A 20,254-nucleotide genomic window follows, 5' to 3' on the forward strand; every position below is an offset into this window, starting at 1 on the left:
TAGGGCGAGGAGCAGACACACCATGGCGTTCATGAACAGGAACAGTCCTCGTCCCGAGGACCGGCCGCTGCTTCGGGAGCTGATCGACATCCCGGAGTCGGTGTCCACCTCCGACTTCGTGTTGAAGCTGAACGAAGCGGTCACGCCCGAGGGGGCCGAGGCTGCGCTGAAGGATTACGTTGTCACCGACCGGCTGCTCGGCAACTTCGACGAGGCCCTCGACCTGATCAAGTCCGCGCTGGACAGCCGCTCGTCGAAGGCTGCCTATCTACATGGCTCGTTCGGTTCCGGTAAGTCGCACTTCATGGCGGTGCTCTACGCGCTGCTGTCGCGGAACCAAGCCGCCCGGGCGCGCCGCGACCTCGACCCCGTGCGAGCCCGGCACGCCTGGCTGGATGCGGACGACCGCAAGTTCCTGCTGGTGCCTTACCACATGCTGGGCTCCAAGTCGCTGGAGCAGCGCGTGCTCGGTAAGTACGTCGAGCACGTACGGAAGCTCCACCCCGGCTGCCCGTTGCCGCAGGTCTACCGGACCGACGGGCTCTTCGAGGACTTCGCCGAGCAGCGCCGCCGTAACGGCGATGAGCGGGTGATCGCGCAGCTCGCCGATGCCGGCGACGGCCAGGAGGATGAGTGGGGCGACTCCTTCGCCTGGACCACCGAACTGCTGGATCAGGCGGTGAACGCCCCGGAGGAGCATGAGAACACCAAGGACCTCGACCTGGAGAACCCCTCCACGCCGCGGGAACTGCGGGCCCGGCTCGTGCAGGACCTCACCCAAACCCTGTTCCCGTCGTTCTCGCGCAACGCCTCCGAAGACGCCGACGGGTTCGTCTCGCTGGACAAGGGGCTCGGCATCATCGCCGCGCACGCCAAGTCCCTTGGCTATGACGGGCTCGTCCTCTTCATGGACGAGCTGATCCTGTGGCTGGCCTCCCGCATCCACGACCAGAAGTTCGTCTCCCGCGAAGCCGACAAGATCACGAATTTTGTGGAGGGCGGCGACGAACGGCGCGCCATCCCGGTGGTGTCCTTCATCGCCCGCCAGCGCGACTTGCGTGAGCTGGTCGGCGAGGAGATGTCAGGGGCCGCCGAGGCCGCCGTCCAGGACAGTCTGAAGCTCAGCGGCGGGCGCTTCGACAAGATCGTCCTGGAGGACCGCAACCTCCCGCAGATCGCGCAGGCCCGCCTGCTCAAGCCCACCAGCCCGGAGGCCGAGGCGAAGGTGGAGGCTGCGTTCGCCGAGGCCAAGAGGCTCGGCCCGGACGTGTGGGACACCCTTCTCGGCCATGACAAGTCCACCACCGGCGCGGACGAGGGCGCGTTCAGGCGGACGTACCCCTTCCCGCCGGCGTTCATGGATACCCTGGTACACATCTCCGCGGCCCTGCAGCGCTCCCGCACCGGTCTGAAGCTGATGAGCCAGCTGCTCGTCGACCACCGCGACGACTGGCGGCTCGGGCAGCTTGTGCCGTTGGGTGATCTCTACCCGGCGATCGCGGGCGGCGGCGACAAGGCGTTCAGCGGGGAGACCAGTGTTCATTTCGAGGCTGCCGACAAGCTGTACCGGGACAAGCTGCGCCCGTACCTGCTGAAGACCAACCAGGTCACCGAGGACCAGGTCGAGGCGTACCGGCGCCGCCCCGAGACACTCGGCGACCCGCAACTTGCTGCACGCTGCCGCGATTTCACCGGTGACAGCCGACTGCTGCAGACCCTGCTGCTGTCTGCGCTCGCGCCCAGTGTGCCCGCGCTGGCCGACCTCACCCTGGCGCGGCTGCATGCCCTCAACCACGGCTCCATCACTACCCGCATCGCGGGGACCGAGGTCGGCCGGCTTGAGCAGAAGGCGAAGGAGTGGGCGGCGACCTTCCCTGAGATAAAGGTGACGGGTACCGGGCCGGGGGCGGTGGTGCGACTGGAGCTCACCGGTGTCGATCTGGACGCCGTCCTCGCCAACGCCCAGGTCCACAACAACCAGAACAACCGGCGTGCCAAGATGCGCGGCCTGCTCAAGGAGGCGCTCGGCGTCAGCGACGGGCCTGGCGGCTTCGACGCGTACGACGTGCTCAACCTGGTGTGGAAGGGCACCGAACGGCAGGTCGAGGTGGTCTTCGGTAACGTCGCCGATGTCGACTCGCTGCCCGAGGCGACCCTGCGGCCGAGCCAGGAGGACGCCTGGCGGCTCATTGTCGACTTCCCCTATGACGAGGGCGAGTTCGGGCCGATGGATGACCTGCAGCGGCTGCGCGCCCTGCGGGAGAAGCCGGGCGGTGACTCACGCACCCTGGCCTGGCTGCCCACCCACCTGACCGACGCTTCCCGCGGCGACTTCGAGCGCCTCGTCGTCATCGACAAGGCCCTCGCTGACGAGACCCGCTTCGACTCCGACTTCGCGCGCAGCCTCAACGCCGACGACAAAGAGCGTGCCAAGGGCATGCTCCAGTCGCAGCTCCTCATCCTCACCGAGCGCGTCACCCAGGCGCTTCGGCAGGCGTACGGGCTCACGCAGAAGCAGGAAGGGGTCGTCGACCTCAGCTTCGACACCCACCTGGTCGCCCAGCAGGACGTGCACGAGCTACGGCTTCCGCTCGGCGCGACCTTGGATACCGCCGCCCGCGACCTGGCCGGCAAACTGCTCGCCCACCAATACCCCGCCCACCCCGACCTGGACCCGGACGGCACTGGCAGGCCCGTGAAGCCCGCCGAGATCAAGACCGTCTTCGAGTATGTCCGCAAGGCCGCCGAGAACCGTGACGGCCAGACCGAGGTCGACTCCAAAGACCGCAAGACCATGGCGCGGATCGCGGGCGGCCTCGGGCTCGGTGCCATGCGGGAGGCGTACTATCGGCAGTCCACCGCCTGGCCCGACCACTTCAACGACCAGGCTCGCAGGAACAGCACCGCCGAGCCGACCCTGGTCAAGCTCTCCGACTGGAGCGACCTTCCCGAGCCGCGCGGACTGCCCGAGCCGCTGCGCCGGCTGCTCGCCGCCGCGTACGCGGAGATGACCGACCGGGTGTGGGTGCGCGGCGGCGTCCCCGTCGAACCCGCGCCCGCACCGCACGAGCTGAAGGGCGACTACGCCCTACGCGAGCAGCAACTGCCCACCGAGAGTGACTGGGCAGAGGCGCGCAAACGGTTCGAGACCATGCTCGGCAACCAGGCGCCACAACTGCGGCGCGGCCGGATCGTCAACCAGTTCGCCGCACAGATCAAGCAGTCCGCCGCCTCACTCGGCCAGGACGCCGGACGGCTCGTCGGGGAGCTGGAGAAGCACCGTGCCTTCCTCCAGTTGAACGACGACTCCCCCCGGCTCGTCCTTGCCCGGCGGGCGCAGGAGCTGGTCAAGGAGGTGACGGAAGCGGGCATCGAGGCGAAGACCGTCGTGGACCGGCTCGCCCGCTTCCCTCTCGGCGACTTTTCCGCACACCGGTACGGCATGTCGTTGAAGAGCGCAGGGAAGGTCGCCAGCGCGCTGCAGAACACCAGCTGGGACCAGCTGAGCCTGGCCGACACCCTCGGCGTGGACGGCGCGGCCGTCCTGGAGCGGGTGCGGGATGCTGCTGCTGGCGACCCGGGTGATTATCCCGACCTGCCGGGCGTGCTGCACACCAGCAGCCGGGAAGTGCTGTCCCTGCTGAGGTCTCGCCAGAGCACGACCGAGCGCCCCCAGCCGTCGCCCACTCCGCCGCCGAGCTCCGACAGCGTGGACCTGAACGGCGGCTCCGCCCACCCGCAGGTGCTGCCGGAGCCGCCGCAGCAGCCGGGGCCGCGCACACCGTCCCGGTCCGTGGCCCGCTCCGGCGGCGGGCGGACTACCGCCGCCCAGGCCGCCGCCGAACTGCAGGCGGAGATCGCGGCGCTCGCGGCCGAGCACCCGAACGCCACCGTCGAGGTCACCTGGAAGGTCGTCGACTGATGTCCGACACGGTCACCGCAGCCCCCGCGACCGCCGGCCCCGCCCGGCTGTCGGCAGGAACCGTCCGTCAGTACCTCGCCGCCCGCAGTCGGCTCGGTGACGGCACGGTCCGCGTACTGCTGCTGCGGGCCGCTCCCGTCTGGGACGGGCCCGCCGTGCAGCGTACGGCGAGCGGGCTGCAGGCGCGGGTGGTCGTCGCACCCTCGGTGCTGGCCGTGCACGAGCAGATCCTGGGCCACCTCGACGCGCCGACTCCTCCCGACCCCAAAGTTCTGGTCGTCCTCACCGACCGCGAGGACACCGACCTGGACCCCGGGCTGCTCGCCCGCGTCTACGGCGGAAGGATCCGGTCCGTCGACAATTGGGAGGTCGTGCAGGAGGCGTTCGACGCGCGCGGTCTCGACGGGCGGCTGCGGAGGGAGACCTGGGCGGCCGAAGCGCTCCTTGACGCGGCGGCCAGCCGCGGTTGGCCCTCGCTCGGCAAGGGACTGCTCTCCCGAGACGAGGCCCTCACCCGGCTGGCCCGGCGTCGGCTCCGGCTCGGCCGCCGTGACACGGACGCGTTGGGCGGGCCGGCCGCACACGACGACGGGGACCGCATCGACCCCATCACCCTGTTCCGGTGGACCCACATCCCCGGCAGCCCCAACCTCCTGCGCGACCTGCGCGGACCGGAACGGGCCGGCCTGGCCCGCTTCCTCGCCGAACCCGAACAGGCCGGCTCCACCGGAAAGATCATTACCGCCCTGGTAGACGCCGACCACGGGGCGGACGCAGCCGCCTACGCGGTCGTCTGCGCGGCTCTGTGGGGGCACGCGGAGGCCGACCACGACCTGTACCGGGCGCGCGGGCGCGCCGAGCGATGGCTCGGTGACCAGCCCCCCGCCCAGGGCGACGACCTCGACCGACTCCTTACCTCCTTCGGGCAAAGCGGTGAGGCGTACGTCCGCGGCCTCGTCGACCGGGGCGAACACCGGCTCGCCGACCCGGTCCTGAGCAGGGCCGCACAGCTCGTCACACAGTTCGGGGCGCAGACCGCCGCCGCTGCCAGTCCGCTGCTCGCCGCCGGACTCGATGCACGCTTCACCGCCGCGGGCCGCGCCCTCGCCGACGGCGGTCCCGAGACGGTCACGGCTGCCATCACCGCGCTGGCCGAACACGCCCTGGCCGTCGACGGCGCCACCCAGGCCCGTATCGAACGGGTACGGATGGCAGGGCGGCTGCGGCGGTGGCTGGCGTCCCAGCCTGAAGTCGACATCGCCTCGGTGGCAGACGGCGCCGACCGCCAGATCCGCGAACTCGGCTGGGTAGACCGAGCCTTGGAACACCTGGACGCGGGCGGCGACGCAGATGACGCACTCGCCAACGCCTACAGCCGGATCGGCGAGCAGGTGCGCAGCAAACGTCGTGAGCTGGACCGCGCGTTCTCCGAGCGGCTCGCGGTGTGGACCGCAGATGGCACCGCCCCCGGCGCCATGCTCACCGTCGAAAGCTTCCTGGACCGGGTCGTCGCGCCCGTCGTGGACTGTCCCGGCCGACGGGTCCTGCTCCTCCTCATCGACGGAATGAGCGCGGCGATCGCAGCCGAACTGGGTGAGGAACTGCACGCACACTGGTCCGAGTTCGACCCGCTGCAGGGCGCGACCGGAGCACCGGTGAGGCGTGCCGTGGCCGCTGCGCTGCCCACCCTCACCACCGTTTCCCGCACCTCGCTATTCGCCGGCACCCTGATGAAGGGCGACCAGAACGACGAGAAGCGGCTCTTCCCCCAGCACCCGTGCTGGAAGGGGGCCCCTGCGGCTGTCTTCCACAAGGACGATCTGCGCAGCCCCGACACCGGCTCGCCCTTCTCCACCGCCCTGACTGAAGCGCTCGCCGACGAGCGCACCCATGTCGCGGTCGTCCTCAACACCGTCGACGACCGGCTCGCCAAGGAGCAGAAGCTCGGCGACGGCGCTTGGGAGATCAAGGAGATCGGCGGCCTGGAACCGCTGCTGCGGGCCGCCCGCGCCAACGACATGACCGTGCTCCTCACCTCCGACCACGGCCATGTGGTCGAGCGACGCGGCAGCAAGATCGACACGGCCACGGGCGCCATAGGGTCGGCCCGTCACCGCGCCCCCGGCGGACCCGTCGCACCGGCCGAAATTGAGCTGTCCGGACCGCGGGTAGTCTGGCCGGAGCCCGGATCGCGGATCGTCGCGCTGCGGGACCACGACGCGCGGTACACCGCGCTGAAGGCGGGCTACCACGGCGGGGCAACCCTCGCCGAGTTCACCATCCCCCTCCTCGCCCTACTGCCGTTCGGCGCAGAGCCACCTACGGGGTGGCGGGAACTGGGCGACCTTACGCCCGCATGGTGGGAGCAGGACAACGACGCCACCACCGGACTCGAGGCCGAGACGAAGGCCGGAGCCGATGCCATCGCAGCACCCGAGGCCACCGCTGCACGCCCAAGCCGCAAGCAGGCCAAGAAGTCAGCCCCGCCCGTGACAGAGGGCGCTATCAGTCTCTTCGGCGAGGACGAGGTCGCACCCTCCGCACCACAGGAACCTGTCGCCCCTGTAGTGAAGCCTGCGGCCGTACCCGTCTCCGATCAAACAGAGGACCCTGCCACCGCACTGGTGAATCGCCTCATGGCCACCGAGCTGTACCAGGAACAGCTGGCACTGCTCGCCCGTGTGCCACGCGACAAGGCGGTCCTGCCGAAGGCTCTGGCCGCGCTGGTCGAAGCGGGGACCCTGCCCATGACCGCCCTGGCCGAACGCGCCGGCCAACCCGCCACCCGAGCCCCTGGCCTCGCCGCGACCCTGGCCCAGCTCCTCAACTATGACGGCGCCCAGATCCTGGAAATTCTCCCCGACAACCGCACCCTGCGCCTGCACCGGGGCCAGATGATCGAGCAGTTCGGACTGTGAACCGGGGGTCTGCGGCCATGCCGGGCGGTGCAGTCGGCCCGCCCGGCCGCTCCGAGCACCTGCGGCGCGGTGCACGGCCGGGTGTCCGGCCAGGTGGGCAGCCGGATGGGAGACTATTCGGGTGAACGCGTTTGGATCTTCAGCATCCGGGGCTACCACCCCGGTCAGCGCGGTGCGGCGGCGTGCTGTCGTGGACGCGCTGCGGCGCGGCGCCGTCCCCGAGAGCGGCCTCGACCTGCTCGCCACCGGACTAGACCGCTTCGAGCGGGCCGTCGATGAGGAACTGGACACTGCCGCCGCAGGCGGTTCGGTGTTCAAGGCCGTGCGCGGCGAGTACGGATCCGGCAAGACCTTCTTCACTCGCTGGCTCAGCGAGCGCGCCAAACGGCGCACCTTTGCCGTGGCCGAGGTGCAGGTGTCAGAGACCGAGACCCCACTGCACAAGCTGGAGACGGTCTACCGGCGACTCACTGAGCGCCTTGCCACCGCCAGCTTCCCGCCCAGCGCCCTGCGGCCGGTCGTCGACGCCTGGTTCTACGCACTCGAGGAGGATGCACTCGCCGACGGCGCGAGCGAGAGCGAGCTGCCACAGGCCGTGGACCGGCTGCTCACTGCCCGTCTGGCCGAGGTGTCCCGACACGCCCCCGCGTTCGCCACCGCCCTGCGCGGATACAAACAGTCCCTGGATGCCGGCGACGAGGCCACCGCCGCTGCGGTGATGGCCTGGCTCGGCGGCCAGCCGCACGTCGCCGCAGCCGCCCGGCGCAGTGCAGGCGTCCGCGGCGACCTCGACCACTTCGGTGCCTTCGGCTTCCTTCAGGGCCTGCTCACCGTGCTGAGAGACGCCGGGCACGCCGGCCTCGTCCTCGTCCTGGACGAAGTAGAAACCCTGCAACGGGTCCGCTCCGACGCCCGCGACAAGGCACTCAACGCGCTGCGGCAGCTCATCGACGAGGTCCACTCCGGCCGCTTCCCCGGCCTGTATCTCATCATCACCGGCACGCCCTCCTTCTACGACGGGCAGCAGGGCGTACAGCGACTCGCACCGCTCGCCCAGCGCCTCGCCACCGACTTCACCACCGACCCCCGCTTCGACAACCCGCGGGCCGTCCAGATCCGGCTGCCCGGATTCACCGAGGCATCACTGACCGGCCTGGGCGCCACCATCCGCGACCTGTATACCGAAGGCTCCCAGTCTCCCGACAGGATCAAGCAGCTTGCCGACGACGCCTACCTCACCGACCTGGCCCGGGCTGTGGGCGGGGCACTGGGCGGGAAGGTCGGAGTCGCACCACGGCTGTACCTGAAGAAGCTGGTTGGCGACGTACTCGACCGGATCGACCAGTTCCCCGACTTCGACCCGCGCAGGCACTACAAGCTGACCGTGGGCAGCAGTGAGCTCACCGCCACCGAACGGAACTTCGCCGCGCCCGCACCGGCCGCCTCGGCTGACGACCTCGACCTCGACATCTGACGACCCAGTCCCGAAGTCCCGAACTCTGACGAATAGCCCGGGAGTTGCAGACGTGCAGGAGCAGCCGCGCGGCACCGACCCGCTGGAGCGCCTTGACCCGGTAGTCCTGCACCACATCGTCAACACGCTCGGGTGGCCCGATCTGCGCCCGCTGCAGAAGGCGTCCGTGCACCCGCTGATGAACGGCGAGGACGCGGTCCTGCTCGCGCCGACGGCGGGCGGGAAGACGGAGGCCGCCACCTTCCCCCTGCTGTCCGCCATGCGAGAGCAGCGCTGGACCGGCACCTCAGTCCTCTACCTGGCCCCGCTCAAGGCGCTCCTGAACAACCTGGTGCACCGGGTCGACAGCTACGCCCAGTGGCTGGGGCGTCGAGCCGCCCTCTGGCACGGCGACACCCCCGAGTCCGTACGCCGTCGCATCCGCACCGAATCCCCCGACTTCCTGCTCACCACACCCGAGTCGCTCGAATCGATGCTCATCAGCGTCAAGACCGACCACGCACACATGCTGGGCCGGGTGCGTGCCGTCGTCGTTGATGAGGTGCACGCCTTCGCTGGGGACGACCGCGGCTGGCACCTGCTCGCCGTGCTCGAACGCCTGGAACGGCTCGCCGGCCACCGCATCCAGCGCATCGGGCTGTCCGCCACAGTCGGCAACCCCGACGCCCTGCTCACCTGGCTCCAGGGCGCACGCCCCGCCGATCGCCCCGGCCTGGTCGTCGCCCCCGGCGTGACTCTGCCCGCCACAACCGGCACCACCGAACACCCGGGCCCCGCAGGGGAGGTGGAGCTCGACTACGTCGGATCGCTCGCCAACGCCGCCAAGGTGATCTCCGCCCTGCACCGGGGAGAGAAACGGCTCGTCTTCTGCGACTCCCGCAAGCAGGTGGAAGAACTCGGTGCGGCACTGCGCGCCCGCGACGTCACCGTGTTCCTCTCACACGCCTCGCTGTCCACCGACGAACGCGCACGCTCCGAGCAGGCATTCGCCGAAGCCCGCGACTGCGTCATCGTCTCCACCTCCACCCTGGAACTCGGCATCGACGTCGGCGACCTAGACCGTGTCATCCAGATCGACTCACCCAGCACAGTGGCCTCGTTCCTGCAGCGCATCGGCCGCACCGGGCGTCGCGCCGGCACATCCCGCAACTGCCTGTTCCTCGCCACCCGGCCCGACACCCTGCTCCAAGCCGCCGGCCTGCTCACTCTGTGGGCCCGTGGCTGGGTGGAACCCGTCACCCCGCCCCCCTCACCCCGCCATCTCGTCGCCCAGCAGCTCCTCGCCGTCACCCTGCAGGAACACCGCGTCGGCGACCGGTTGTGGCCCGAGCAGTGGAACGGCCTGGCTCCCTTCGACCAGTCTGCCGCGCCCCTCCTGTCGCACCTGGTCGCGGAAGGCTTCCTCGACAGCGACGGCGGCATGTTGTTCATCGGCTCCGAAGCCGAGAAGCACTTCGGCCGCCGGCACTTCATGGAGCTGACCGCCTCCTTCACCGCACCACCCGAGTTCACGGTGCTCGCTGGACGCACCGAGATCGGCACCACCGACCCCACCGTCCTCACCGAAGAACGACCGGGCCCGCGCCGCCTGCTGCTGGCCGGCCGCAGCTGGCAGGTCACGTTCATCGACTGGGCCCGACGCCGTGCCTTCGTGGAACCCGTCGAGGACGGCGGCATCGCCAAATGGCAGGGCAGCGAAGCCCGCGGGCTGTCCTACGTCCTCACCCGCGCCATGCGCGACGTCCTGCTCGGCACGGATCCCGACGTCCGCCTCACCCGCCGCGCCGTCGCGGCCCTTGCTGAACTCCGTATGGACCGCGCACCCCACGAAGTACACCCGGCGGGCACCCTGCTGGTCCGCGACGCGGACGCCACCCGCTGGTGGACCTGGGCCGGGTACCGCGCCAACGCCACCCTCGCCGCCTCCCTCGGCAACCTCGCCGACCCCGTACAGCGGCCCACCGACACCCATGTCCGCCTCCGTCAGGACCTCTCCCCCACCGACTGGAAAACCGCCCGCGCCGAGCTCCCAGACTCCCTCACCCTGCCCACCGTTGACCCGCGGGCAGTCCGCGGCCTCAAGTTCTCGGCGGCCCTACCGCCCCGCATCGCCGCCACCACCCTCGCCGAACGCCTCGCCGACTTCGACGGCGCCTTCGCCGCAGCTCGCGAGCCCGTACGGATGGAATGGGGCACCTGAACAACCCGCAACAGAGGCGAGTTTTCGGGCGGCTGAGGTCCTTCTTGGCTTCCGTGACGCTCCCGCTTATCTCAATGTCTATGCGGTGGCCGGTGGAGTCCACCCGCCTGGGCTTCCAGCTCGAGGGGCAGGCGGGTCCTGCTCAGCGAGGTTGAGGTCCGCCTCCAGCAGCCACGCCCCAGTTCCAGCCTTGATGCCAACGCATTTACTCGAGCTCAAGAGATCACCCATTTAGGATGGAACCACTCAGGTTGTCATAACTGCGTCGAGATACTCTTGCACCGGCCCGAACAGCCCATATGGTATGTACTGCGGGATATCGCCATGGGCGACCCACGCAAGCTCAGCCAACTCCTCGGCGTCCGCGACATGGGCAGTACCGCCCACCACCTCACAGGCCGTGTACGACATCAACCGACCCGTCTTCGGGTGGATCCGCTCGCCGAGCAGCTTCACGGCGGCCACCTCCGCCCCGGTCTCCTCATGGGTCTCTTGTACGGCGGCGTCTTCGCGGGTCTCGCCCGGCTCAATTTCGCCGGCCGGGAACTGCCACGAGAGCTGTCCCTCGCTGACCCGGCGCCGCACCATTAGCACGCGCCCCCCACTGACGACGATGGCCGCGGCGATGCCTGGCTGCTCCTCCGCGTTCTGCTGCGTCACGTCTGCTCCTCCAGGACAGCCAGGATGGGTGGGAAGATCGTATCGACGGGGATAAAGCGGGTGACCGAGTTTCTTGGGACCCACATGACGTCGATGTTCTCGACTGCGTCGGTGTTGCTGGCTTCGCCTGCCAGGTATTCGCAGAGGAAGTACTCGCACAGCACGCCGGTCACCGGATGAAGCCGGTTCCCAAGGCGCTGCCGGACCGCACAGTGGACACCCGTTTCGTCCAAGGTTTCCCGCACGGTGGGTGGTCTCCGCCTCGGCTCCTGGCTTGATGACACCGGCCGGGAACTGCCAGGTGATCCCGAAAGGCATCACCCGACAGGCCCGGACCGACCACATGAGCAGGCACGACCGAGAAACCGCCAGCGATCACGCCGCCGCGTAGCTCGCCAGGAACAGATCTTGCGCCCGCTCCACATCCCTCGGCGTACGCAACTGCACCTCCAGATCACCCGTCCCGTGGTGACCGAGACCGGAGACATCCCGGGTGAATCCCGGGACAAGGTCGACTTCCTTCGGGTCGACCTTCAGGTAGACCAGCAGCTTGCTCCGCTGTGGCGGACAGAGGCAGGCGAAGTTCCGCAGCCGCTGGTACGCCCGGTACGTCTTGCGCTCGACGCGGTTCACACCGTCCCCGAGCCCGAGCAGTGCCTCATCGACCGCGCTCGCCAGCTCAACCATCGACGCGTCCTGGACGTCGGCTGTCGCCCGGGCAACCGCCCGGCGGCGGGCTCGGCGTGCCGCCTGCATGCCGCCGCTCCCGGACGCCACGGTCTCAAGCCCGAGCAGGTCGCTCCCGAAGAGTCGGTAGCGAACCAGGTCGATCGAACGCCGGTGCTCGTGCACGGCATGCACGTCGTAACGCGTGAAGTCGCCGGCGATACATATCAGGCGAGGGCTGCTCCACAAGACCTGGGACGCGGCCCTCATCCCGAGCCGGTCGCGGACCAGGTGCTCGATCTCGGCACGGTGGTCCATTAGCCACGCCAGGTAGAACAGGCCCTGGTTGATGACGCCGGCGTCGACGCCGCGCTTGTACTCGACGATGACTGGCGATCCGTTCTCGTCCAGCCCGAGCGAATCGATCCGGCCCCTGTGGACCAGCCCGGTGCCGTACTCGCTCGCCAGGAAACGGACGCCTAGCAGCGTCTCCATGTGCGCCTCGACGAGACCCTGCACATCTGCCTCGACCTCAGCAAGACGCGGCATGACCTCGCTCACGCCGCTTTGCGATGCGTCCGTCCGGAACAACTTCAAGCCGACCACCCCCGTTATCGCATAGGAGATGGACAACGTCGGACGGGCGGAGAATTGTTTCCGCAACCAGCACGAGGCACGTGAAGAACGTGTGCCGGAGGCCCGATCGACTGGTTCAGCGCTCGGAGGCTTACCTCCCGGACGTCCGCAACTTCGGTGCGAAGTCCATCGCCGAGGTCATGGAAAAGCTCCCCGGGATGGGCCTGGCCCTGAAGGACAGCCCGCCCGGAACCCGCCCGCCGCCGCCTTCGACGCGGACGCGGGCTTCGTGGAGACCGAGCAGTACCGCTGAGCCGCGCCGGTCATAAGACAAAGCGCCAGGGACAGGAGAACCTCACCGCTGTTTCGACGCCCTCAGGGGACCTCGGGCGGGTCGCGCCAACGTACAGCCAGGTGGTCAGCGCCGAGTGCCGCAGGTCGTACAGCCGTTTCGCCGGCAGGGAGCTGACGAGAAGGGGACGTTGCCCGAGGCCGGCACCTCGTGCATTCAGATATAGAACTTGAACTGAGGCAGTGGCTCCCGGTCTGCGGGGATCTCCCTCATGATCTCGCCGACCAGCCCGGAGAACTTGATCGTGATCGGCAGGAGTCCGCCCAATGCGGCCGAGTTCCAATTGAGCTTCGTGAGCGCGAGGACTTCCTTCAGCAGAGCATCTCGCGAAGAATCCTGTCCGACATGGTCTGCGACCTGGAGCGGCGCCGGAACGTGCATCCCGTGGAACTCGTTGAGCGCGGATATGTAGCCCGTCGTGTACAGGTAGTCCAAGTCACCGAAAGTGAAACGGGTTCCGCGCAGCGGCGGGTACTTCGATGTGGTGATGAGACGTACCCGGCTCTGCACCTCAAGCGCCATCAGGTCGTAGCGCCGCACACGGGACTCGATCGCCGCGCGGAAGCCGTCACGTTCGTCCGGCCAGTAGCGCGAGGTCTTGTGGACCACGATGCGAGCCGGGGTCTGCTTCATGGCTGCCTCGTACCGGTCGAGTACCAGGGCCATCAGCTGATGCGCGCCGTCAGCCGTCAGGTGAGGCGAACGACTCCCGGTCTTGTTCGGATCCCACTCGAATTCGTGTCCCCGGAGAACCAGTCCTTCCCCTCGCTCGTCAAACGCCTGCACGAGGCTGGTCTGCATCGTCGCGTCCGCGCTACCCAGTGGCCGATAGAAGCCGATGCCGACGTAGCAGGTCCCAGGCGTAAGGCCGTACGGACTCCACGGATAGCCTCCCGCCTTGCAGTACATCGCGGTGAAGAAGTTCCAGGCGATGCGGGAGGGCGGTGTCCTGTCGCGCCCGTCGAGCGTGGGCGCTCGGACGATCTGCGTTGGTATGCGGAACTTCATGGCGCTCGCCTTGAGAGCCCGGCGCAGGTCGCGATGGACCGCGCCGGTCTCTTTGCCGGTGTAGTCGGCCGTGCCGCAGCGCGTCACGATCTGGTCGGACAGCGCGATCACGACGTAGTCGGGGACGCTGTCACGCTCTGCCAACTGCCGGAACTTGGCCTCGAACAGGGTCAAGGCAGCGTGGAAGCGGTCCTTCTGCGACTTGATCTCCAGTACCTGCCGCAGTTCGGTCTGCCCCAGTTCTTCATTCCACGCGTCGTCGAACTCCAGCGACGAGAAGAACCCGCGGTCGGGCATCCACCCAGGGAACTCCGGGTTGTTCAGATCCCCGCGTACGCCCTCGGCGCGACTGCTCATCCAGGTACGGGCCGCCTCGACGAGCTCGGCGGTACCGATCAGCCCCACGCGCAGCCGGGTGGGATGGCGGCCCGATGCCGTCCAGGAACGCGGCCCGTAGCGTGCGATGCCGGCCTTGGGGTCAATGTGCAGGCCGTCGTCGGCGAACTGCAGCAGCGGTTCGGGAAAGTAGGTGCTAGCGATGAGCGACGGGGAGCCGGCGGGCGAGATCCTCGGTGGAGCAGGGCGTGCCGTCATCGCAGCGTTTCCTCCGCGTCGTCGTCTTCGTCGGCGGCATCATCGTCCTCGCTCAGACCCTCCGCCTCGGCCCAGGTGAAGAGGTCGTCCACGTAGTCGACATTCTTGAAGGGCATGTCGTGCTCGGGGGGAATGCCCGGCCAGCGCACCTGTCCGCTACTCAGCGATGTCGAGACGATCAAATTCTGCCTGTCCGTGCCGAAGGGGAAGAAAATCCGCGGAGTGCTCCTGCCGAGGAAGTCCCGCCAGAACTGCACTTCGCCCAGGAGGTCGTGGTTGAAGAGGCGGGACTTCTTCCGGGTCACCTGCCGCCCGATGTACTTGGCCTGTATGGACTCGAAGCCGTCGGAGGTGACACGCAACTCGGGTCTGACGCTCAGGCACCACTGGTTGTCACCGATGAGGAAGAAGCGCAGCGAAACAGCACGGTGAAGCCAATAGTTGCGAGCCTCCCCGGTCGCTCGCTTCTTGGGCTGCCATACGACGCTCCGGGTCGCCCTGCTGGCATTCAACGGCCGGTACGGCACGGAGCGTTCAACGCCAGCAGCCTCCGGTTCGAAGTAGTAGCGGTGGTGGTCGTGGTCGAGCCGCAGTCCGAGACGTCCGGTGAGTTTGTTCAGCGACCGGTTCAGCAGCGCGACGTACCACCCCAGCCTGTCGGGATCCGTCCACCACTCCTTGGTGGAGAAGCGCTCGGTCTCCGTGCACGCCACCACGTCGATGAACGGGTTGCTGGTGTCCCGCAAGTCCTGGAATGCCCACAACCGCCCCTCACGCAGGATGAACGGCGTCATCGTCCCAGCAGATGCCGCGGCTGGCCGGACCTCGTTCTCCCGGCCGACAGAGCAAGGAGCTCCGTAGATGTAGCGCGGCATCTGCGTAACCGGCAGCACGTTGCTGTACACGGTGTCGTTGACCATCGGGGGCAGCTCCGTCGGCACGTTGGAACGCCCGCCAAGCCTGCGCTCGATCCGCTGTTCGTGAGTCTCCTTCATGGCGTGCAGACGCTCCACCGTGTACTTCGCCAGCGCACCTTCGGAGTCGATCAGCTGGTGATGCTGATTGCACAGCAAGATCAGGTTCTCGTACCGATTGCGCTCCTCCGGCGTCAACGGTGAATCGCCCCGCGGACCGTTCGGGCTCTCCGCCACGATGTGGGCCATCTCGCCAAGCACCACAACGGGGTCTTCCGGCGTCCCCTGAGCCGTCAGCAGTAAGCCGCATCCGGGAAAGGCGCAGATATTGCCGGAACGCTGGGTCAACTTGCGTTGCTGCGCGACAGGTACGGCCACAACACCTCCTCCAGGTAACCCACATGCTACGGACGACCTCTGACAAAGGCCCTCCCTCGCACAGGAGTGCGAACCATCGGGGCTCCGCTGCGTCGCAGCACCCGCTGGTGGGTCGTCACCGCGTCGGCCCAGCCTCTGATCTGCTGACCACTGGTTGTGCTGTCTTCGCTCAGTTCCTCGACCTGCTCGGCGAAAGCTACCGGGCGCGCCGGGTGGTGATGAGCTGACCGTTGTGGAGGCGGTGGTTGAGGTCGAGGCCGCTATCGAGCATCGCGAGGACATCGAGGTGGCGGTCGGCGGGCACAGTCGCCACCCGGCGACGGTCGCGGCCGACGCGGATGGTCGGGTGGCGCTCGCTAGGCCGTGCGACGCTGACCGGGCCGTCGGGTGTCCCTGCTGCCAGCCGAGTTAGCGGGGTGGTGGCGGCGCGGTTGTCGAGGAGCTGGTTGATCGGGTCGGAGGGGGTTCGGACGTAGTCGAGGAGGTCCTGGACCTCGTAGTCGTTCGCCTCGTACTGCCGTGTCCAGCCGTCGATGTGGTGCTGGGCGGTCCACTGCCGCAGGCCGGCCGACCGGTGCCCCAGGCGGGCGGCATCGCGGCCGAGGAGGTGGGCGATGCGTCGGGAGGTGATGCCGGAGGTGAGCAGGGTCAGGGCCTGCTCGGTGTCGACGCCGTGGCGGATGTGCCAGGCGGTGTGCGTGTTGAGCCTGGGTGCGCCGGGAGAGAGCACGGGACTGGTGTTGACCAGGTTGATGAGGGCGCCGACGGTCCAGCTCAGGGCGTGCCCGAAGGCGGTGCTGATGTTGCGTACCGCCTGTTCGAGCGCCCACCCGGCAGCGACGCCGGGCTGCCAGGAACGGGCGAGGTCGGGGATCGTGGTGCCGGAGATCCACTCGCGGAGCGCGGGGGCGATCGGGACGTCCATCTGTGTGCCCCGTGTCTCCTTGTCCTTGAAGCTCCAGGTCTTGGTGACCTCCGGGACGTGGTCGAGTAGACGGTCGAAGACCTGGTGCTCGGTGAGGAAGTTGAGGGTGCGTTGCAGCGACCATTCCTCCGGTTCGGCGAGCCGCTCGCCTCCGATGGCGTCGTCCACCGTGTGCCGGTCGAGCAGCACGGCCAACTGGTTCGCGAGCCAGTCGAGGTAGCGGGCCGACCCCAGGCTGGTGCCGGTGGCGGCCCACCGGCCGGCCTGGGCCGGGTCGGTGGTCTCGAACACGGTGGCAACCTTGTCCGCGAGGGTGAGCCACCGGCTGGTTTGCCGGCCGTTGCCTCTCTGGGACAGGGCGAACAGTGCGTCCAGGGCGTCGATGGGATTGCCCTGCGGCGTCGGCGAGGAAGCGTGGAGCTGCAGGACGAGCCAGACGAACGAGGCGAAGTCTGCGGCGATACCATCCGCCAGCGCGAAGACTCCGTCAGCGTCCTGTCGCAGGGTGTCCTCGGCGTCAGCGAGTGCGGTCAGGGCCTCGTCGGTCAGCAGTGCAGAAACGACGCGCAACTGCTCCGGGTCGGGGTTGAGGGAGTCGAACTCGTCGGGGCGGGGCGGGTAGGGGCGGGTCAGGAAGATCCACCCCTCGCTCTCCCGACCGGCCCGCCCCGCGCGGCCGATGGCGTTGAGGAGCTCGGCGGGGGACAGGGTGCGCTGGCCGTCGTAGGTGAGCGGGTCGCCGTCGACCTTGTGGTGGATGATGACCGTGCGCACGGGCAGGTTGACGCCGTCGGTGAGGGTGCTGGTGCTGGCGATCGCCAGGAGCTCGTTGCGACGCAGCGCGCCCTCGACGGCGTGCAGGACATCCTCGGGCAGGGCGCCGTGGTGGTAGGCGACGCCGTGCCGGGTGCAGCGCACTAGCGGGTGTTCCGTGCCGAGCGTGTCGGCGAGGTAGTCGGTCAGAGCCTCGGCTTCAGGCCGCTCGGGCAGGCACTCGGCGATGGCGAGTGCCGCGTCACGGGCTGCCCGCCGGGTGCCGACGACCATCAGCACGCTGCCGACCGCAGTGAGTTCCGCGGCGCCAGCAGCGAAGACCTGGTAGTCGGCGATCCCGCCTGGCAGACGGGTCCGCGCGTTCCACCGGCCTGCGGAGCCGGCGAAGCGCCGCGTGCCCACCTCTCCGGTAGTCAGTCGGGCGATGGCGGACGAGGCGGTCGGCCGGACATCGAGGAGGGTCTCGACGGGCACGGTGGCGAGCACCGGCGAGGCATGCTTTGCCGTCGGTCGCCGCTCCGTCAACTCGGCCTGCTCCGCCATGAGGTTCGGATACATGAGCCCGTGCATCCGGCGCGGGCCCCGCCAGGTGTCGGTGAAGTAGACCTCCCGTTCGGGGCGCTCCGGGTCGAGCCACGAGGCGATGTCGCCCTTATTGCCGACCGCCGCGGACAGCAGCACGAGTCGGATGTCCCTGCGAGCCTGCAGCAGCGTGAGCAGGCTCTCCAGCACGAAGCCGCGCCGCCCCTGGCCCAGGTGGTGGGCCTCGTCGACGACGACCAGCCCGACCTCCGCCAGTGCTTCGCCGGGGTGGTTGCGGATCATGTGCATGAGCCGCTCCGGGGTGACGATCTCCACGTCCCCGCCGTCCGGCTGGGCCGAGGAGGTCCAGGTGCCCAGCGGAAAATCCGGTTGCTCTGCAGCCAGGCGCCGCCCGAGCACCCGCAGCCGGCCCCGCAGTGTCCCGCGCATCTCCCGCCCCAGGCTGCGCATCGGCGACACGTACACCACGCGCCCGGAGCGCTGCGCCAGGTGCGAGCAGATCACCAGCTGCGCCATCAGCGTCTTGCCCGCGCTGGTCGGTACACTGATCAGGCTTCGAGACGTCGCCGGGTCGAGCGGATTGCCGCGCTTGAGCATCAGGAGCTGGCGCTGCGGCGGCCAGAGCGTCATCACTGGCGGCTCCGTCAGCGCGAAGCTCCGCGACACTGCCCGGGGAGTGCCCGGGGGGAGCAGTTGGTACAGGCTGCTGGCCGCCATCTCCCCGCTCAGCTGGTACAGATGCGCGGCAACCCACCGCGCGAGCCGGTCGCCCCGGCCGGCCGCCTGCGTCATCACGTCCCGCAGCAGCCGCTGCGCCGCCAACAGATCCCGTTCCTCGCCCACTGCCAGGAACTGGTACAGGTGGAAGACGGCCTCCACAACGGCCTCTGCGGGCCCGTACATGGTCCCCGCCAGGGACTCGCGGCGCATCATTGCCCTCACCCCACGCAGCTGCCGCCTCCACGCACGCAGCGCCCGGCCCAGCTCCGGGCGGTCGAAGCCGAGAAAGATGACGCCGGCCTCTACCGACAGGGTGCCGATGTGCCCGCGCAGTTCACCGGTGATGTCAACGAGAGCGTGGACCTGCCGGTAGACGGCGGTGGCGTTCGGGTCCTGCTCGCTGCGCCGGTATCCGGCTTGGGCGGCGAAGGCGATCTGGAGCCGCTCAGCCTCGGGTCTGCGTTCGTCGCCCAGGGCGAGGTCCATCAGGTGCGCGCTTGTGGCGAAGGCTCGCCGCACCTGCACCGCGTCGTAGCCAGGAGTCTCCGGGGCGAGCGCCGCGAGCCCGTGCAGGTACCACGCCGTGGCGAGGGTCTCGTCCTCGATCTCCCGCTCACCGCGGAAGGCCGCGACCTCTAGCTCGGTCATCGCCGCCAGCAGGTCCCGTGCGCTGGGCAGCACCCCGCCCGCCCGGTGCTCGCCGAGCGCGGACGCGAGTACCTCCAGGTCTAGAGTGCGCTCCACACGTACCTCCTCACGTCCTTCGCGAAGTCTTCAAGATCCTCGATCGCCACCACTACGCCCTGCAGCGCGCCCGGGTGGGTGTGGGTGGTGAAGTGCTGGTGCGAGCGCTCGAAGGCCGTGTCCGGGATGTATTCGGCGTCGAGAGCGATGCTGACCCCGCCGTTCCCCGACACCTTCGCGTCCACCCATTGCCGAGCTATTGAGGCAACGAACTCCCGGGTGTCGGGGGCCAGCTCCCGGCCTCCCCACGAGATCTGACCCAGGTACCGCGCCCCCCAAGTGTTCAACTGCTGCCATGCCTTGCGGATCGTGTCGCTCGGCTTCGTCTTTTCCGCGGTGAATTTCTTCATCTCCCACAACCGGAAGACGAACCCCAGCTCGCTGCCGGGCACTCGGTGGATCACCAGCCCGTCCGGCCCGCTGTCCGTCACCGTCGATGAGGGCGGGTCCAGGATCTCCACGCTGCGCCCCGGCTCGGGGGGAAGGTCGCGGGTGGAGAGATACCAGAGCCACTCGCCTACGTAGCCAGTAATGCCGGTGGTGTCGTTGGCCTCGAATACCGGGCCGGCGTAGAGCAGGACGTGGGCGCGATCGGGGCCGGTCAGCGGGGTGCCGGCCAGGGCGCTGTCGCGCCAGAGCCGGTATGCGAGGTCGTCCAGGTCGGTACGGGCCCGCATGATCTCGTCGGCGATGATCCAGGCTGCCGCATCAAGGTCCTCGGGCTCCGGCCCGATGGTTACCACCAAGTCCCACGGGCACACCTGTCCGATGCCGCGGCTCTCCCGCTGAGTGAAGTCCACAAGGCGGCCTCCGGCGGCCCGGGCGCGCTCCATGGCCTGCAGTGCGGGTATCGACACCCGTCCCCACCCCCGCTCCTGACTCGGTG

General features: G+C 68.9%; 10 protein-coding genes and 2 pseudogenes. 5 read left to right on the forward strand and 7 right to left on the reverse strand.

Annotated features, from left to right (window positions below; translation table 11 throughout):
* Nucleotides 1–22 precede the first annotated feature (22 nt).
* The 4 genes from pglY (at nucleotide 23) to ACWCPI_RS16940 (ending at nucleotide 10,514) form a co-directional block, all read left to right on the forward strand.
* Nucleotides 23–3,922: a BREX-2 system ATPase PglY gene (pglY, locus tag ACWCPI_RS16925; protein WP_451038847.1), complete on the forward strand. Its 3,900-nt coding sequence runs from the start codon at nucleotides 23–25 to the stop codon at nucleotides 3,920–3,922.
* Nucleotides 3,922–6,840, forward strand: coding sequence for a BREX-2 system phosphatase PglZ (pglZ, locus tag ACWCPI_RS16930; RefSeq protein WP_451038848.1), 2,919 nt, complete (start codon nucleotides 3,922–3,924; stop codon nucleotides 6,838–6,840). The genes pglY and pglZ overlap by 1 nt, the downstream gene beginning before the upstream one ends.
* 121 nt (nucleotides 6,841–6,961) lie before the next feature.
* Nucleotides 6,962–8,314 carry a BREX system ATP-binding protein BrxD gene (gene brxD / locus ACWCPI_RS16935; protein ID WP_451038849.1) on the forward strand — a complete coding sequence of 451 codons (1,353 nt, stop codon included), beginning with the start codon at nucleotides 6,962–6,964 and terminating at the stop codon, nucleotides 8,312–8,314.
* Between the two features lie 52 nt (nucleotides 8,315–8,366).
* The gene (locus tag ACWCPI_RS16940) at nucleotides 8,367–10,514 is read left to right on the forward strand and encodes a DEAD/DEAH box helicase (protein ID WP_451038850.1); all 2,148 of its coding nucleotides are present in this window, start codon (nucleotides 8,367–8,369) and stop codon (nucleotides 10,512–10,514) included.
* A gap of 246 nt (nucleotides 10,515–10,760) precedes the next feature.
* Here the strand turns inward: ACWCPI_RS16940 and ACWCPI_RS16945 are convergent, their stop codons facing one another.
* The 3 genes and pseudogenes from ACWCPI_RS16945 to ACWCPI_RS16955 all read right to left on the reverse strand — a co-directional run bounded on the left by ACWCPI_RS16945 (nucleotide 10,761) and on the right by ACWCPI_RS16955 (nucleotide 12,446).
* Nucleotides 10,761–11,174 carry an NUDIX hydrolase gene (locus tag ACWCPI_RS16945; protein ID WP_451038851.1) on the reverse strand — a complete coding sequence of 138 codons (414 nt, stop codon included), beginning with the start codon at nucleotides 11,172–11,174 and terminating at the stop codon, nucleotides 10,761–10,763.
* Nucleotides 11,171–11,483: pseudogene (locus tag ACWCPI_RS16950) on the reverse strand (NUDIX hydrolase); the annotation flags it as partial. The gene ACWCPI_RS16945 and the pseudogene ACWCPI_RS16950, both read right to left, overlap by 4 nt.
* A 66-nt stretch (nucleotides 11,484–11,549) precedes the next feature.
* Nucleotides 11,550–12,446, reverse strand: coding sequence for a DUF5655 domain-containing protein (locus ACWCPI_RS16955; protein ID WP_451039055.1), 897 nt, complete (start codon nucleotides 12,444–12,446; stop codon nucleotides 11,550–11,552).
* A 101-nt stretch (nucleotides 12,447–12,547) separates the two neighbouring features.
* On the opposite strand from ACWCPI_RS16955, the pseudogene ACWCPI_RS16960 reads away from it, so the two are divergent.
* A pseudogene (locus tag ACWCPI_RS16960) lies at nucleotides 12,548–12,729 on the forward strand (DNA-directed RNA polymerase subunit alpha); the annotation flags it as partial.
* A 195-nt stretch (nucleotides 12,730–12,924) separates the two neighbouring features.
* On the opposite strand, the gene ACWCPI_RS16965 reads toward ACWCPI_RS16960, so the two are convergent.
* The 4 genes from ACWCPI_RS16965 to ACWCPI_RS16980 all read right to left on the reverse strand — a co-directional run bounded on the left by ACWCPI_RS16965 (nucleotide 12,925) and on the right by ACWCPI_RS16980 (nucleotide 20,225).
* The gene (locus ACWCPI_RS16965) at nucleotides 12,925–14,370 is read right to left on the reverse strand and encodes an argonaute/piwi family protein (RefSeq protein ID WP_392366071.1); all 1,446 of its coding nucleotides are present in this window, start codon (nucleotides 14,368–14,370) and stop codon (nucleotides 12,925–12,927) included.
* The gene (locus ACWCPI_RS16970) at nucleotides 14,367–15,662 is read right to left on the reverse strand and encodes an HNH endonuclease (RefSeq protein WP_451038852.1); all 1,296 of its coding nucleotides are present in this window, start codon (nucleotides 15,660–15,662) and stop codon (nucleotides 14,367–14,369) included. The genes ACWCPI_RS16965 and ACWCPI_RS16970 overlap by 4 nt, the downstream gene beginning before the upstream one ends.
* A gap of 196 nt (nucleotides 15,663–15,858) precedes the next feature.
* The gene (locus tag ACWCPI_RS16975) at nucleotides 15,859–19,368 is read right to left on the reverse strand and encodes a DEAD/DEAH box helicase (protein WP_451038853.1); all 3,510 of its coding nucleotides are present in this window, start codon (nucleotides 19,366–19,368) and stop codon (nucleotides 15,859–15,861) included.
* Entirely contained in the window at nucleotides 19,353–20,225 is an 873-nt protein-coding gene (locus ACWCPI_RS16980) for a hypothetical protein (protein ID WP_345033728.1), read from the reverse strand. The genes ACWCPI_RS16975 and ACWCPI_RS16980 overlap by 16 nt, the downstream gene beginning before the upstream one ends.
* Nucleotides 20,226–20,254: the final 29 nt, after the last annotated feature.

It is taken from the genome of Streptomyces sp. NPDC001920 (genome assembly GCF_053594495.1).

Bases quoted from the DNA above. Each gene is read 5' to 3' on its own strand.
- ACWCPI_RS16965 (WP_392366071.1), bottom strand. From the start codon at position 14,370: ATGACGGCACGCCCTGCTCCACCGAGGATCTCGCCCGCCGGCTCCCCG.
- pglZ (WP_451038848.1), top strand. From the start codon at position 3,922: ATGTCCGACACGGTCACCGCAGCCCCCGCGACCGCCGGCCCCGCCCGG.
- pglY (WP_451038847.1), top strand. From the start codon at position 23: ATGGCGTTCATGAACAGGAACAGTCCTCGTCCCGAGGACCGGCCGCTG.